The following is a 14,956-nucleotide window of genomic DNA, read 5'->3' as shown; positions in this document are numbered from 1 at the left end:
CCTTTTTATTTTACTTCAAGGCCTTGATTTCTTAATTCTAAATAGATGCGACGATATCCATAATTTCTGTCATTGTCCTCATAAATGGATTGAGTACAATCTTCTAGTTTTTGATCTGGATTATCTCTCTTCATCCTTTTTATATGATAGTGATAGGATGATTCAGGAATACTCTGTAGAACATCTTTTAGTCTGAATTTTTCTTTGAGTTCGAATGATAACGCTGCTTGTGCTTTTCGAGATAGCCTTCCGGATCCATCTGAAAAGCTTGCAACTTTTTTAAGTATTCTATCTCTAGACGAAGTAGCTCGTTTTCTCTCTCTAATTTTTGTTCATAAATCATCTCTTTTTCTTCTGATTGTTTATTTCTCTTATTCTTTGCTTCATCAGACATAGGTGGCCGTCCTTTCGGTCTATCCAGTGCTTCGGTACCACCCTCTAAAAAAGACTTCTTCCATGAAGCTATCATAGGAGGGTTTGTTAGCCCAAACTGAAGGGCTGTTTCCGTTTCTGAAGAACCTGTTCTTTTCATAAAGCTTAATACATCTAGCTTAAATTGAACAGAATAAGTTTCTTTATTCATCTTACCAATTAACCCACTCATACCAAATTTCTCAAATACTTTTACCCATCTTTTAATGGGTGAACTGTTTCTCATACCATGCTTCTGTGCCAACAAGTTATAACTTAATTTTCCTTGTTGGTATTCTTTTACTAACATTAAATTAAATGATTCACTATATTTAGCCATAAAAAATACACCCCAAAAGTTAGTTTTCTACTCTAACTTTTGGGGTGCAGTACATTGGCGGTCCTTTTTAATGAATCGTACGGAAAACTCCGATTACTTTTCCGAGGATTGTACAGTTCTTAAGTATAATTGGTTCCATTGTAGAATTTTCTGGTTGCAGTCGGATGTAATCCTTCTCCCGGAAAAAGCGTTTAACTGTTGCTTCATCTTCTTCAGTCATAGCAACTATGATATCTCCATTATTCGCTGTTTGTTGTTGTCGAACGATGACCATATCTCCATCAAATATTCCAGCCTCTATCATACTATCTCCATCAATGATAAGAACATAGACTGAGTCGTTTGATACTAAACGTTCTGGCAGTGGGATGTACTCCTCTACATTTTCAATTGCTGTTATAGGTTGTCCAGCTGTTACCTTACCGATTACTGGTACAAATGCAGTTCTTGTATCTATTCCAGGTTCTGCTTCAACTTGGTCTTGATCAGTAACTTCAATCGCTCTTGGTTTAGTAGGGTCACGGCGAATAAGCCCTTTTTTTTCGAGGCGAGATAGATGACCATGAACAGTAGAACTTGATGCTAATCCTACAGCTTCACCGATCTCACGCACTGAAGGTGGATAACCCTTTTTTCGAACTTCAGTTTTGATATAATCTAAGATTTCTTGTTGTCTTTTCGACACTTTTGTCATCACTGACACCTCATTTATCCAATTAATCTTAAATAAAGTATATCATGTCAAAAAAATGGATGCAAACATAAGTTCTAATTTGCCGTTGACACGAATGGGTGTTCTCATCTACAATAAAAGACAAGAACATACATTCTTATGAGGTGATTTTGATGAAAATAGTAAATTTAAGTCGACAAGAGATAACTCTAGTTATTATATTTGTTCTTTCTATCGTATTTTTTGCTTTTATGTCCGTAGCGGGGGCTGAAAAACAAGGACTAGCGGAACCGATTGAAATAGTTGTTAAAGAGGGAGATACTTTATGGGGTTTTGCTACAAAATATGATCATCCATTTTCGGTTGATGAGTTTATTCACTGGGTCCTTCAAACCAACGAGATGCAAGAATCAAATTTAATAGCTGGGCAAACTTTAGTTATTCCAATAGATACGAACAGTAGGTGAGAAGTTTGGTAAAAGCAGTAATTTACTGTAGAGTCAGTACGAATAATGATGAGCAAACATCATCTTTAAATAGACAAGCTGAAGAATTAATTGACTTAGCAAATCGTCTACAGCTCGAAGTAATAAAAGTTGTTAAAGAACGACAAAGTGGGTATGAAACGGATAGAGAAGGAATTATTGAAGTATTGGAGTTACTAAAAAGTGATTGTGATGTATTGCTGATTCAAGATGATACAAGGCTAGGTAGAGGAAATACGAAAACAGCGCTTTTATATCAAATTAGAAAAATGAACAAAAAAATTTATACACTCTCTAACTTCGGAAATGAACTTGAACCAACTGAATTAGATACAATATTAATGGAGATCATTGGGATCGTAGAAGAATATCAAAGAAAGTTACATAACATGAAAATAAAAAGAGGTATGAAAAAAGCAATTAATAACGGATATCAGCCTCAAAACAACTTATCAAAGCACCAATTAGGTGGAAGAAAGAGAAAGGAATTACCTATTGAAGAGATACTTAAATTACGTGAAAAAGGTCTTACATTCTCTGAGATTAGTAGCTTCTTAAATGGAATAGGGTATGTTACTTCTAAAGCAACTGTTAATAGACGTTATTTAGAACATGTTGAAAAAGAGAACAAAGTTGAATGATATTAGTTGTTCGTGTACATTAATAGAAGAAATGGATGTGTCTTCTAGGAGGAATAATACATGTTATCAAAAGAAAAGATTGCACGAATAAACGAACTTGCCAGTCGGGCAAAGACAACTGGTTTAACCAATAAAGAAGCTGAGGAACAAAAACAGCTTCGTGCAGAGTATGTAAAAACGTTTCGTGCATCATTCAAACAACAACTACACTCTGTAAAAATTGTCGATGAAAAAGGTCAAGAGGTCACCCCTAAAAAGTTAAAGGATTCCAAAAAAGCCAATAAAGGGATACAACATTGATTGGATGATTTTACTTTTTAATGTAAAAGCTATCTTTGATAGATAAAATTTACTTTCTTTTCTTGTTAAAACAGGAAAGAAAGTATATGATGAGAGACGTATATATATAATGGACATGATAGGAAGGGTGACAAAGAGGAATGAGTTCTCACGTTGAAAAATTAGCAGTAAATACAATTCGAACGTTATCCATTGATAGTATTGAAAAAGCCAATTCAGGACATCCAGGTATGCCAATGGGAGCAGCTCCAATGGCGTTTTCTTTATGGACAAAATATATGGCACATAACCCTAATAATCCAGACTGGTTTAATCGCGATCGCTTTGTTCTGTCCGCTGGGCATGGTTCAATGTTGCTTTATAGCCTTTTGCATTTAACTGGTTATGATTTATCGATTGAAGAGTTACAAAACTTTAGACAATGGGGAAGTAAAACACCAGGACATCCAGAATATGGACATACTCCAGGTGTAGAGGCAACAACAGGTCCTTTAGGACAAGGGGTTGCTATGGCTGTAGGAATGGCAATGGCAGAACGACATTTAGCAAGTACATACAATAAAGATAATTTCCAAGTCGTTGACCATTATACTTACTCTATCTGTGGTGATGGAGACTTAATGGAAGGTGTTTCACAAGAGGCAGCTTCACTTGCAGGACATCTAAAACTTGGTCGACTTGTAATTATGTATGATTCAAATGACATTTCATTAGACGGCGATTTAAATATGTCATTTTCTGAAAATGTTGCACAACGTTACGAAGCATATGGATGGCAGGTTATTCGCGTCGAAGATGGTAATGATCTTGATGAAATTGGACAAGCAATAGAAGCTGCAAAAGCTGATGACCGTCCTACATTAATTGAAGTTAAAACAACGATTGGTTATGGCTCTCCAAATAAATCAGGAAAATCTGCTTCACACGGTGCACCACTCGGTTCCGATGAAGTTAAATTAACAAAGGAAACATATGAATGGGCATTTGAGAATGAGTTCCATATACCTGATGAAGTGGCTGAATACTACGCCAATGTAAAAGAGGCTGGTTCGAAGAGAGAAGCAGAGTGGAATGAAATGTTTTCTAAATACAAAGAAGCATACCCAGAGCTTGCAGCGCAATTAGAGTTGGCAATAAATGGTGTGCTTCCACAAGGCTGGGCTGATAACGCTCCAGTATATGAAGTAGGAAAAGGAGTTGCTACTCGTTCTGCTTCAGGAGATGCTATCAATGCATTTGCGGCAACTGTTCCACAATTAGTTGGTGGTTCTGCAGACTTAGCTTCTTCCAATAAGACATTAATGAAAAATACAGGTAATTTCAACCGTGAGGATTATAGTGGGAGAAATATTTGGTTTGGGGTTCGTGAATTTGCAATGGGAGCAGCGGTCAATGGAATGGCGCTTCATGGTGGAGTAAAAGTATTTGGAGCAACTTTCTTCGTTTTCTCTGATTACTTACGACCAGCTATTCGCTTATCTGCTCTAATGAAACTCCCAGTAATTTATGTGTTTACACATGATAGTATTGCTGTTGGTGAGGATGGCCCTACTCACGAACCTGTTGAACAATTAGCTTCATTACGAGCAATGCCAGACATTTCGATAATTCGTCCTGCAGACGCTCATGAGACAGTTTCAGCTTGGAAACTTGCATTAGAAAGTAAGGACCAACCAACATTACTAGTCTTATCCCGTCAAAACCTTACAACACTTGAAACAACGCAAGAACATTCATATGAGGGTGTTAAAAAGGGAGCATACGTAGTATCAGAAGCAATTGGAAAAGCAAGTGCACTTTTACTAGCGAGTGGTTCGGAAGTTTCACTAGCAGTAGAAGCTCAAAAAGTGTTAGAAAAAGAAGGTATTTATACTTCTGTAGTTAGCATGCCAAGCTGGGATCGTTTTGAACAGCAATCGGCTGAATATAAAGAAAGTGTAATACCAAATGAAATAAAAGTACGCTTAGGTATAGAAATGGGCTCTTCACTAGGCTGGAGCAAGTATGTTGGTGATCAAGGTGATGTCATTGCGATTGATCGTTTTGGCGCATCTGCACCTGGTGAGAAGATCATGGAAGAATACGGATTTACAGTTGAGAATGTAGTTGCACGTGTTAAAGCGATGCTACAAAAATAATTTTCAATGCACTTTTTTAAGGAGGTTGACTTTATTAAGTCAGCCTCTTTAGCCTTGATTAGAGTTGTGTCCCCTTAATTTTTTACGATTTATATTATGAAAAGCTCGAGTGATTTTTAGTAATCGACAAAATTAGAAGGTATGTCCTCCATTAAAGTGACAACAATTTTTCTGTAGCTATATTATACTTGTCAAAAATGGTGGGGGGATTATGATGCGAAAATATGATATCTACCTAATTAATGAAGAAGTTGCCCAACATTACTTTGGACAAGAATCTAAACTTTTTCACTTGTTTTTAGATGAAACAAGAGCGTTGGATGAAAAGAAAGATATTATAAAAAAACAAATTGAGTATATTTCTAAACCAATTCCAGTTGTGGAGCTACAACACCAATTTCTCCAAGCCTTTAAACATAGAACCGATTATTTTTTCTTTAATCAAGCACATCGTATTCAGATTAGTGAGCCAAATAGTAAGGCGCAATTGGTTATATTCTCTAATTATATCCATATCGTAAGTGATGGATCATTTGAAGCTGAGACGATGTTTTTTGAAGTAATGAGAAAGATTAGTCCTTCTTTTTTTGCATTAGATGTTTCAACATATCGTTATGGATGGCTAAATCCCATTAAACAAGTTAAACTCGTGTAAAGATTTTTGCTTTAGACCTTTTATTCATTTGTGGGTTACGTTATAATAAGTAAGATTGTACTAGTCATTCTTATTATGATGAAAATGTTTTTCAACAAGAAGGAGGAAGCCGTTTTATGTGGATTAATATCCTAGTAGGTACATTGTGCCTTATTGGTGGTGTTGCGATTGGCTTTTTTATTGCCCGTAAAACTATGATGAATTATTTAAAGAAAAACCCACCAATTAATGAACAAATGTTACGTGTCATGATGATGCAGATGGGACAAAACCCGTCACAGAAGAAAATCAACCAGATGATGAAGGCGATGCAAAAGCAGACGTCTAATAAATAGTAAGAACGGGACAAGCACCTCATCAAGGGGTGTTTTTTTATTTATTATAGAGCCAATTAATAAATAATAAGTTTGAAACTGCATCTCTATAGACTTAATTGGGAGCTCTGTACTGTTGATGATGATATTGATGGTTAGGCATAGCTTTATGAATAAACGAATTCCTTTAACATAATTTATCAAGATTGACCTATAGCCAGAAACGCTACCATTTGATAAAATTATTTTGTCGTTTCGGTTTTCGAAAGATTTTCACTATTATTATTTTTTGCATTTATAGAGAAGAGAAAGAAAAGAGGGGAAGAATGAAGGTCTTTATTGATTTATGGTGGTATTTTAAGAAAGAAAGGCGCAAGTATGGTTTAGGAATATTAACATTGATGGTCGTATCTTTCTTATCGCTCTTACCGCCTTATATTGTAGGGGTCATAGTTGACCATATTGAGAAAAATACATTAACGAGAGAAATTCTAATGCAGTGGATGTTAATCTTACTTTTAATCGGAATTTGCACTTATATCCTAAGATATATATGGAGAATTATGATATTTGGTGCTTCGATTCGGCTAGCTAGGTTATTGCGCAATCAACTGTATGAGCATTTTACCAATATGTCCCGCAGGTTTTATCAAAAACGTCGTACAGGAGATTTAATGGCCCATTCCACAAATGATATTAAAGCTATTGAACAAACTGCAGGAGCAGGAGTATTGACTTTAGTAGATTCTCTAACAATGGGTGGATTTGTTATTATTACAATGGCAGCTACTATTAGTTGGAAGCTTACACTAATTTGTCTTATTCCGATGCCCTTTATGGCATTATCGACAAGTTACTATGGTTCCTTACTGCACAAACGATTTGCGGGAGCTCAAGCAGCGTTTTCAGAACTTAATGATAAAGTACAAGAGAGTATGACTGGAATACGTGTAACGAAAGCGTTTGGTCATGAAGAGGCAGATGTGGAGTCCTTTAAGAAGAAGTCCAATCATGTTGTCGAGAAAAATGTAGCAGTAGCAAGAGTGGACGCGTTGTTTGATCCAACGATTTCATTGATTGTAGGTATTTCATTCTTCCTTGCAGTTGTATTTGGTGCAAGATACGTTATTGCAGATGAGATGACGATAGGACAGTTGACCAGTTTCACGATTTATCTAGGTCTACTTATCTGGCCGATGTTAGCTTTTGGCTGGTTATTTAATATTGTCGAACGTGGTAGAGCTTCTTACGGCCGTGTATCGTCCATATTAAGTGAAAAGATAGAGATTAGTGATTCTGATGCAAACCATAGTCAAATGCCAGAAGGAAACATCTCATATGATATAAATTCATTCAAATATAGTGAAGAAGAAATGAATACGTTAGAGAAAATTCAATTTACAATTGATAAAGGGCAAACACTCGGAATTGTCGGGAAAACAGGAAGTGGAAAAACTACACTTTTAAAATTACTTATGCGAGAGTTCGATGTCGTAGATGGAGAGGTAAGGTTAGATAATCGTTCAGTAAAAGAGTATGAGTTCGATGCTCTTCGAACGGCTATTGGTTATGTTCCACAGGATCATTTTTTATTCTCTGCTACGATTGCAGACAATATCGCGTTTGCAAAACCACAAGCATCTATTAATGAAATTATTGAAGTTAGTAAACTTGCATCCATACATGATGACATCGTACGTTTCCCTGATGGATACGAAACGATTGTTGGGGAACGAGGTGTTACGCTTTCTGGTGGACAGAAGCAAAGGGTTTCTATTGCAAGGGCACTAATATTGGATCCTGAAATTTTAATATTAGATGACTCACTTTCAGCAGTCGATGCAAAGACGGAGGAGCAAATCTTACATGCTCTACGTCACGAACGGAAAAATAAAACAACAATCATTACGGCGCATCGTTTAAGTGCAATCAAGCATGCAGATTTGATTATTGTCTTAGATGAAGGGAAAATTATTGAGCAAGGAAATCACGATATACTGATGAAGCAAAATGGTTGGTATCGAAAAATGTATGACCATCAACAGCTTGAGTCTTTAGTGCAACAAGGAGGGGACAATCATGCAACATAAAGATCGTGTTCTTAGCGCAAAAGAACAACGTGCTGTTTTTAAGAGGCTACTTGCTTATACGAAGCCTCATATAAAAACAATGACATTTGCATTTGTACTATTAATTCTTGCGACTGGTGCGGATATTATCGGTCCCATTCTTGTAAAGATATTTATTGATGACTACTTAACACCACGTGTCTTTGAATTTAGGGCTTTATTTATTTTAGGAGCGACGTATATAGTTCTTCACTTAAGTGCAGTTATTTTAAATTATGTACAGCTGTTTACGTTTCAAAAAGTAGCCCTAAAGATTATTCAACAAATGCGGATAGACGTGTTTTCTAAAGTTCAAAAGCTAGGACTCTCTTTTTTCGATCGTACTCCAGCTGGAGGATTAGTATCTCGTATAACAAATGACTCTGAATCAATAAAGGAATTATATGTAACAGTACTAGCTACTTTTGTCCAAAACTTTATCTTCCTAATTGGAATATTTGTAGCAATGTTTTATTTAAATGCTCAATTAGCATTTTTCTGTTTGTTTTTATTGCCTATCTTATTTATGCTGATGCAGCTCTATCGTAAATTTAGTTCACGTTTTTATGCGGATATGAGTGAGAGACTAAGTCAACTAAATGCGAAATTAAATGAGTCTATTCAGGGGATGTCTATCATTCAATTGTTTCGTCAAGAACGTCGTATGAGAAAAGAGTTTAAAGAAATTAATGATCAGCATCAACGTGCCTGGATGAAAAGTATGAAGTTAGATGGGTTATTACTCCGACCTGCAGTAGATTTTGTTTCTATTTTAGCTTTGATTTTAATACTTAGTTATTTTGGTATAACTTCACTTAATAGTCCGATAGAGATTGGAGTATTGTATGCATTTGTAAATTATTTAGATCGTTTCTTTGAGCCCGTAAACCAAATGATGATGCGCTTATCTTTATTTCAACAAGCGATTGTTTCAGCTGGGAGGGTATTTAAGCTACTTGACCATGATGAGCTGGCACCAACTCAAATAGGAAATGAACAATCAAAGATTACAAAAGGTGAAATTGAGTTTAAAAATGTTACTTTTTCTTATGACGGGAAAACACACGTCTTAAAAAATATTTCATTTAAAGTAAAAGAAGGTGAAACGCTCGCACTTGTAGGGCATACAGGGAGTGGAAAAAGTTCGATTATCAACATTTTAATGAGGTTTTATGGAATCAAAGAAGGGGAAATTCTTATTGATGGTCAGCCGCTTCAAACTTTTTCTGAAGTTGAATTACGCAATCGATTAGGGTTGGTTCTTCAAGATCCATTTATGTACACTGGTGATATAAAATCAAATATTCGGCTATATCACGAGCATATTACGGATGAACAAGTAAAAGAGGCTGCGAAGTTTGTCCATGCTCATTCCTTTATTGAAAACTTACCTAACGGCTATGACACTGAAGTAGCTGAACGTGGTTCAACTTTATCAAGCGGACAACGACAACTTTTATCGTTTGCAAGGACGATGGCTATTAATCCGAAAATCTTAATTCTTGACGAAGCAACTGCTAGTGTAGATACTGAGACTGAAGAAGCGATACAAATTGCATTAGAAAAAATGCGAAAAGGAAGAACAACCATTGCAATTGCTCATAGACTTTCTACGATCAAAGATGCAGACCATATAATTGTTCTTCATCAAGGTGAAATTGTTGAACAAGGAAATCATGATGAATTGTTAAAGCAATCTGGTTTATATCATAAGATGTATTTATTGCAACAAGGAGCAGAAAAGCAAGTTAGTATTCCATAAAAAACAAAGAAGCCTTAACTCTAATTATTTCCTAGTGAGTTAAGGCTTTTCTAATTCTAGTTCTCTCTCATTTGTTTTTCTCAGTTGATCATAGCAGTTCAGTAGTCTATCAAGTTCTTGACTTTCTTGTACTGCAATCGGAGAACTTAATCCATAAATCAGTCCAATGGTTATTAACTTATTTCGTTGCTCTTCTATTGTTGCCAGTATAGTATCCTTGCACATGGTGTTCTCCTTTTAGTTTACATCTATTAAAAATTATACAAAAAACTGGATAAAATCTCAACCGATTGAAAAAATATTACAAATTTATCTATTTATTTATTAACAAAATAAAAAGCCAATGGAAAATGACTATTTAAAGTTTAAAAATTAATAATTTTGTTTTTTAGTTGACGTGCATACTATAGGGGGGTATAGTAAGGGTGTGAGGTGATCTTATGAAGAGAGAAATACCGTTAGAAGTAATTAATGAAGCCCCTTCATTCTCAGTAGCAAAACGTAAAGAGGAGAAAGAAAAGATCCAAAATCGTTTGAAGAGAATTGAAGGTCAGGTAAGGGGTATTCAGAAGATGATTGATGAAGACAGGTATTGTGTGGACGTACTCGTTCAATTATCAGCTGTCAATGCAGCGCTAAAAAAAGTAGGGTATACATTACTGGAGCAGCATACTAAAGGTTGTGTTGCCAATGCGATAAAATCTGGTGAAGAAGAACAAGCATTAGATGAGCTAATGAAAGTGATCCATCAATTTACAAAATAAAAGGCAGGTGATTATGATGGATAGAAAAGAAATGAATATACCCATTCAGGGTATGACATGTGCTGCTTGTTCTACGAGAATTGAAAAAGTGTTAAATAAAATGGAGGGTGTTGAAGCATCCGTTAACCTTTCTTTAGAAAAAGCTTCGATTCAGATTGACTCATCCAAAAACACGACACAAAAAGTAGTTGAAAAAATTGATAAATTAGGATTTACAGTTCCTATTAAAAAAGTGGAGTTAGATATAAAAGGAATGACATGTGCTGCTTGTTCCTCAAGGATTGAAAAAGTGATAGGGAAGATGGAAGGAGTTAAAGAGGTTCAAGTTAATCTTCCATTAGAAAAGGGAACTGTTACTTTTTATGAGGGCATTACAGAATTAGAACGTATTACAGAAAAGATTGAAAAATTAGGATTTCAAGCGAAGCAACCAGTAGCTGAACGGCCAGAAGTCGACGAAAAAGAGTTAGAAATAAGAAGACAGCGAAATAAATTTATATTTGCACTCATTTTTTCATTACCGTTATTTATTACGATGATTGATCATTTTTACCCAGAACGAATGTTATTACCCCATTGGTTAATGAATGGATACCTGCAATGGGTATTAGCAACACCAGTCCAGTTCTATGCTGGATGGCAGTTTTATCGGGGGGCATATAAAACGTTAAAAAATAAAAGTGCCAATATGGATGTTCTAGTAGCGATGGGGACTTCCGCTGCCTATTTCTACTCTGTCTGGCTCGTCCTTCAAGGAGAAGTATACTTGTTTTTTGAAACGAGTGCAGTCATAATTACTCTCATTCTTCTCGGTAAACTATTAGAAGCACGGGCAAAGGGAAGAACGTCTGAGGCGATTAAGAAAATGTTAAACCTACAGGCGAAAAAGGCTATTGTTATTAACAATGGTGTAGAAATTGAAGTTCCAATTGAACAAGTTGAATTAAATGATATTGTAGTTGTTAAACCAGGAGAAAAAATACCTGTCGATGGTATTATCGTAGAAGGTTACTCAAGTATTGACGAATCAATGCTAACAGGGGAAAGTATCCCTGTTGATAAAAATATTGGTGACGATGTGATCGGTGCCACTATCAATATACATGGTAGTTTTAAGTTAAGAGCAACAAAAGTAGGGAAGGATTCAACGCTTGCACAGATTGTAAGAATCGTAGAAGAAGCACAAACATCAAAAGCACCGATCCAAAGAATGGTTGATATCATTTCTGGATATTTCGTTCCTACAGCGTTTGGAATTGCAGTATTCTCATTTATTTTATGGTACTTCTTCTTAGGAGCTAGTTTTGAGCTTGCCCTGATCAATTTTACAGCTGTGTTAGTTATTGCTTGTCCTTGTGCATTAGGTTTGGCTACTCCAACCTCTATCATGGTTGGAACAGGGAAAGGTGCTGAATATGGTATTCTGTTTAAGGGTGGCGAGCAGTTAGAAACAGCCCATAAAATAAGCACTGTAGTGTTTGATAAAACAGGAACGATAACTAAAGGTGAACCAGCATTAACAGATCTCATCATGTACGATAATTCAACTGAAGAGAATACACTGCAATGGATTGCAAGTCTTGAACAAAATTCAGAACATCCATTAGCTCGAGCGATTGTTAAAGGAGCTAAATCTAGAGCCATTCAGTTAATCGAGCATGAACAGTTTGAGGCTATACCTGGAAGAGGTATTAAAGGTGTAGTTGAACGCGCTGAAGTATTGGTTGGAACTAGAAGACTAATGAATGATTATGGTATTGTATTGAAAGATGAACATGAACAAACATTAAAAAAATTAGAGCTAGAAGGTAAGACAGCGATGCTAGCCGCAAGGAAAGGCGAGCTCGTTGCAATTATCGCCGTTGCTGATGAAGTCAAAGAAACATCGAAAGAAGCTGTTCAACAATTAAAGAAGATGGGCCTTAAAGTTGTTATGCTAACTGGTGATAATGAACGAACAGCCAATGCAATTGCTGAACAAGTTGGGATTGATATAGTATTTGCTGAAGTATTACCAGATGAAAAAGCGAAAAAAGTAGAAGAATTAAAGAAACAAGGCCAAAAGGTTGTCATGATTGGTGATGGTATTAACGATGCGCCGGCACTAGCTGTGGCTGATATAGGAATGGCAATTGGGACAGGGACAGATGTAGCGATTGAAGCTTCGGATATTACTTTAATGCGTGGAGATTTATTAGCTGTTCCACAAGCGATTAGAATGAGTCAGTTAACAATGCGAAACATTAAACAAAACTTATTCTGGGCGTTTATCTACAATTCCATCGGCTTACCGATAGCTGCAGCAGGCTTATTAGCTCCTTGGGTAGCAGGTGCTGCGATGGCATTTAGCTCAGTTTCAGTAGTTAGCAATGCTTTACGCTTAAAAAGAGTAAAGCTTTGAAAATAAAAAATCGATGAGGAGATATGAAAATGACGAAACAAACTATTAAAGTAAAAGGAATGACATGTGGACACTGCAAAGCTTCAGTAGAAGGTGCATTAACAAAACTTGCTGGAGTAACTCAAGCAGAAGTTAATTTAGAAAATAAAGAAGTTACGGTTGAATATAATGAGGACGAAGTAACGATTGATCAATTAAAATCAGAAATCGAAGACACTGGCTTCGATGTTGTAGCGTAAATGAGAATGAAGGGAGCCTAATGAAAAATTTGTGCTCCCTTCATATTTTTTTCATTAAATATTGCTATAATTATTCATTCAGTTGTTGTTTATCCCTTAATGGATGCAATGGGTTACAAAGCTTACAAAGCTTACAAAAAGAAATATCTTCAAAGAAATGGAGTGTTTAATGTGAAAAAATATAAGAAACGACTCTTTGTCTCAGTTATAGTATCAGGTGCCATACTAGTAGCAGGGTGCGGGCAAAGTGAAGATCCCACAGAAGATCCAACAGCAGTTGAAACAGAAGAAATAATAGAAGAAGATGAATTCGATGAACCTGTTATTGACGAAAAAGAAATGATAAGAGAAAAAACAGAAGAATTGAGTCACATACACGGTCTTGAAATAAATCCTAGGAATCCAGAAAGTTATTTAATCGCAACCCATCATGGTATAGTGGAATATGAAGGACCTGAAACGGCTTACTATTTAGGTGAAATGCATGACGACTTTATGGGCTTCAGTCGTGTTGCAGATACGAGTTACCTTATGTCGAGTGGTCATCCAGTCTATAGTAGTGATCTTCCTGACCCACTTGGGTTTATGTGGAGTGAAGACAGCGGTCAGTCTTGGGAGTTCAGAAGCTTACTAGGAGAATACGACTTCCATGCCCTTACTGCCAGTTATCAAGACGATCATCACATTTTAGGACATGCACTCGATTTTAAAAATAATTTTGCATCGTTTATTTTTAGAAGTAAGGACCAAGGGTTTAACTGGGACCGAATAGAAACAAATGGCCTGCCATTAGAGCACCATGCTGTTCACGACCTGGCATTTTCACCAGAAGATGACTCTGTAATTTTTGCAGCTACAGTTAAAGGATTGTATCGATCAGAAGACAGTGGAGTCAATTGGACAGAAATCAGTTCTGGCAATGTCAAGGGACTCGCAGTATTAAGTAATGAAATGGTTTATTACTTTAATGAAACAAATGAAGCGCTTTCTCTTTGGACTGGCGACAAAAGTGAAACTATTACCTATCCAAGTGAGCATGGTTCTGTAAATTATATAGTTGTAAATGAAGAAGGGCAACTTGTTATTACTACAGAACGTTCATCGTTACTGTTACAAGAAAATGATGATAGATGGAACGTTTTAGTTGATCACGGTAAAGTACAGTAAGGAAGGAATTGAACATTTGAAAAAGCTTTCTTTAGTATTAGTTGTTATGACTGTCGGATTTTTCATATGGTTTGGCAACTATCAAAATTCTTTTGCAACAAATGAAGATAATTTAGTATTACCACAGGTAGGCTATCAGGCCCCTGTTTTTTCGCTAAAAAACTTTGAAGGACAGAGTATTGACTCGGAGGATTTTAGAGGTAAACCAGTGTTATTAAATTTTTGGGCTTCTTGGTGTCCACCGTGTCGTGTAGAAATGCCACATCTTATTAATGTATATGAGCAATTTTCTAATCAGGTTGAATTTGTAGGTATCAATATGGCTCACCAAGATCGTGACGAGGCAGCACTAGGTTTTATATCTGATTACGAGGTTCCGTATGATAACCTAGTTGACGCAAATGGAGAGATTGCACGTTTATTTCGGGTTACTGCCTTTCCAACAACTGTTGTTCTTGATGCTGATGGTGTTATCGCTTACCGTAGGGTAGGGGGAATGACAGAACGAGAGTTGATAAATGTAATGAATTCCGTACTTGAGGAAAGGAATTAATAGTA

At 36.1% G+C, this 14,956-nt stretch carries 17 protein-coding genes; 13 read left to right on the top strand and 4 right to left on the bottom strand.

The window, feature by feature from the left end; all coding sequences use genetic code 11:
- Window positions 1–5: 5 nt before the first annotated feature.
- The 3 genes from GKP30_RS23975 to lexA all read right to left on the bottom strand — a co-directional run bounded on the left by GKP30_RS23975 (window position 6) and on the right by lexA (window position 1,445).
- Window positions 6–134, bottom strand: coding sequence for an IS3 family transposase (locus tag GKP30_RS23975; RefSeq protein ID WP_407928576.1), 129 nt, complete (start codon window positions 132–134; stop codon window positions 6–8).
- Between the two features lie 53 nt (window positions 135–187).
- Complete coding sequence (locus GKP30_RS03060) at window positions 188–751, bottom strand: helix-turn-helix domain-containing protein (RefSeq protein ID WP_216827897.1); 564 nt, start codon at window positions 749–751, stop codon at window positions 188–190.
- A gap of 67 nt (window positions 752–818) precedes the next feature.
- A complete protein-coding gene (gene lexA / locus GKP30_RS03055) occupies window positions 819–1,445 on the bottom strand; it encodes a transcriptional repressor LexA (RefSeq protein ID WP_216827896.1) in 627 nt (208 codons plus the stop codon).
- Between the two features lie 152 nt (window positions 1,446–1,597).
- On the opposite strand from lexA, the gene yneA reads away from it, so the two are divergent.
- The 8 genes from yneA to GKP30_RS03015 all read left to right on the top strand — a co-directional run bounded on the left by yneA (window position 1,598) and on the right by GKP30_RS03015 (window position 9,827).
- Window positions 1,598–1,891 carry a cell division suppressor protein YneA gene (gene yneA, locus GKP30_RS03050; protein ID WP_216827895.1) on the top strand — a complete coding sequence of 98 codons (294 nt, stop codon included), beginning with the start codon at window positions 1,598–1,600 and terminating at the stop codon, window positions 1,889–1,891.
- Between the two features lie 5 nt (window positions 1,892–1,896).
- Window positions 1,897–2,550, top strand: a complete 654-nt coding sequence (locus tag GKP30_RS03045; protein WP_216827894.1) for a YneB family resolvase-like protein — start codon at window positions 1,897–1,899, stop codon at window positions 2,548–2,550.
- Between the two features lie 60 nt (window positions 2,551–2,610).
- Window positions 2,611–2,850 carry a DUF896 domain-containing protein gene (locus GKP30_RS03040; protein WP_216827893.1) on the top strand — a complete coding sequence of 80 codons (240 nt, stop codon included), beginning with the start codon at window positions 2,611–2,613 and terminating at the stop codon, window positions 2,848–2,850.
- Between the two features lie 140 nt (window positions 2,851–2,990).
- Window positions 2,991–4,988 carry a transketolase gene (tkt, locus tag GKP30_RS03035; protein WP_216827892.1) on the top strand — a complete coding sequence of 666 codons (1,998 nt, stop codon included), beginning with the start codon at window positions 2,991–2,993 and terminating at the stop codon, window positions 4,986–4,988.
- Between the two features lie 211 nt (window positions 4,989–5,199).
- Window positions 5,200–5,643, top strand: a complete 444-nt coding sequence (gene sirA, locus GKP30_RS03030) for a sporulation inhibitor of replication protein SirA (RefSeq protein WP_236034850.1) — start codon at window positions 5,200–5,202, stop codon at window positions 5,641–5,643.
- Window positions 5,644–5,759: 116 nt separating this feature from the next.
- Window positions 5,760–5,978, top strand: a complete 219-nt coding sequence (locus tag GKP30_RS03025) for a YneF family protein (protein WP_216827891.1) — start codon at window positions 5,760–5,762, stop codon at window positions 5,976–5,978.
- Window positions 5,979–6,283: 305 nt separating this feature from the next.
- A complete protein-coding gene (locus tag GKP30_RS03020; protein ID WP_216827890.1) occupies window positions 6,284–8,047 on the top strand; it encodes an ABC transporter transmembrane domain-containing protein in 1,764 nt (587 codons plus the stop codon).
- Window positions 8,037–9,827, top strand: coding sequence for an ABC transporter ATP-binding protein (locus GKP30_RS03015; protein WP_216827889.1), 1,791 nt, complete (start codon window positions 8,037–8,039; stop codon window positions 9,825–9,827). The genes GKP30_RS03020 and GKP30_RS03015 overlap by 11 nt, the downstream gene beginning before the upstream one ends.
- 39 nt (window positions 9,828–9,866) lie before the next feature.
- Here GKP30_RS03015 and GKP30_RS03010 read toward each other — a convergent pair whose 3' ends face one another.
- Window positions 9,867–10,052 (bottom strand): aspartyl-phosphate phosphatase Spo0E family protein, encoded by a 186-nt coding sequence (locus GKP30_RS03010; RefSeq protein WP_216827888.1) that lies wholly within the window; start codon window positions 10,050–10,052, stop codon window positions 9,867–9,869.
- Between the two features lie 215 nt (window positions 10,053–10,267).
- Here GKP30_RS03010 and GKP30_RS03005 point away from each other — a divergent pair, with 215 nt between their 5' ends.
- The 5 genes from GKP30_RS03005 to GKP30_RS02985 all read left to right on the top strand — a co-directional run bounded on the left by GKP30_RS03005 (window position 10,268) and on the right by GKP30_RS02985 (window position 14,951).
- The gene (locus GKP30_RS03005) at window positions 10,268–10,591 is read left to right on the top strand and encodes a metal-sensing transcriptional repressor (protein ID WP_216827887.1); all 324 of its coding nucleotides are present in this window, start codon (window positions 10,268–10,270) and stop codon (window positions 10,589–10,591) included.
- Between the two features lie 13 nt (window positions 10,592–10,604).
- Complete coding sequence (locus tag GKP30_RS03000; RefSeq protein WP_216827886.1) at window positions 10,605–12,992, top strand: heavy metal translocating P-type ATPase; 2,388 nt, start codon at window positions 10,605–10,607, stop codon at window positions 12,990–12,992.
- Between the two features lie 29 nt (window positions 12,993–13,021).
- Window positions 13,022–13,231, top strand: a complete 210-nt coding sequence (copZ, locus tag GKP30_RS02995; RefSeq protein ID WP_216827885.1) for a copper chaperone CopZ — start codon at window positions 13,022–13,024, stop codon at window positions 13,229–13,231.
- A 171-nt stretch (window positions 13,232–13,402) separates the two neighbouring features.
- Window positions 13,403–14,398 carry a F510_1955 family glycosylhydrolase gene (locus GKP30_RS02990; RefSeq protein WP_216827884.1) on the top strand — a complete coding sequence of 332 codons (996 nt, stop codon included), beginning with the start codon at window positions 13,403–13,405 and terminating at the stop codon, window positions 14,396–14,398.
- Window positions 14,376–14,951, top strand: coding sequence for a TlpA family protein disulfide reductase (locus tag GKP30_RS02985; protein ID WP_216827883.1), 576 nt, complete (start codon window positions 14,376–14,378; stop codon window positions 14,949–14,951). The genes GKP30_RS02990 and GKP30_RS02985 overlap by 23 nt, the downstream gene beginning before the upstream one ends.
- Window positions 14,952–14,956: the final 5 nt, after the last annotated feature.

The organism is Alkalihalobacterium elongatum (genome assembly GCF_019024285.1).
Lineage (GTDB): Bacteria > Bacillota > Bacilli > Bacillales > Bacillaceae_F > Alkalihalobacterium > Alkalihalobacterium elongatum.
Note: the sequence above shows the minus strand (reverse complement) of the source record. Positions and strands in the feature narration are given on the sequence as shown.

Coding starts and splice junctions, on each gene's coding strand:
- GKP30_RS03025 (WP_216827891.1), top strand. CDS start 5,760: ATGTGGATTAATATCCTAGTAGGTACATTGTGCCTTATTGGTGGTGTT.
- yneA (WP_216827895.1), top strand. CDS start 1,598: ATGAAAATAGTAAATTTAAGTCGACAAGAGATAACTCTAGTTATTATA.
- GKP30_RS03060 (WP_216827897.1), bottom strand. CDS start 751: ATGGCTAAATATAGTGAATCATTTAATTTAATGTTAGTAAAAGAATAC.
- GKP30_RS03040 (WP_216827893.1), top strand. CDS start 2,611: ATGTTATCAAAAGAAAAGATTGCACGAATAAACGAACTTGCCAGTCGG.
- tkt (WP_216827892.1), top strand. CDS start 2,991: ATGAGTTCTCACGTTGAAAAATTAGCAGTAAATACAATTCGAACGTTA.
- GKP30_RS03010 (WP_216827888.1), bottom strand. CDS start 10,052: ATGTGCAAGGATACTATACTGGCAACAATAGAAGAGCAACGAAATAAG.
- sirA (WP_236034850.1), top strand. CDS start 5,200: ATGATGCGAAAATATGATATCTACCTAATTAATGAAGAAGTTGCCCAA.
- lexA (WP_216827896.1), bottom strand. CDS start 1,445: ATGACAAAAGTGTCGAAAAGACAACAAGAAATCTTAGATTATATCAAA.
- GKP30_RS03005 (WP_216827887.1), top strand. CDS start 10,268: ATGAAGAGAGAAATACCGTTAGAAGTAATTAATGAAGCCCCTTCATTC.
- GKP30_RS03015 (WP_216827889.1), top strand. CDS start 8,037: ATGCAACATAAAGATCGTGTTCTTAGCGCAAAAGAACAACGTGCTGTT.
- GKP30_RS03020 (WP_216827890.1), top strand. CDS start 6,284: ATGAAGGTCTTTATTGATTTATGGTGGTATTTTAAGAAAGAAAGGCGC.
- copZ (WP_216827885.1), top strand. CDS start 13,022: ATGACGAAACAAACTATTAAAGTAAAAGGAATGACATGTGGACACTGC.
- GKP30_RS03000 (WP_216827886.1), top strand. CDS start 10,605: ATGATGGATAGAAAAGAAATGAATATACCCATTCAGGGTATGACATGT.
- GKP30_RS23975 (WP_407928576.1), bottom strand. CDS start 134: ATGAAGAGAGATAATCCAGATCAAAAACTAGAAGATTGTACTCAATCC.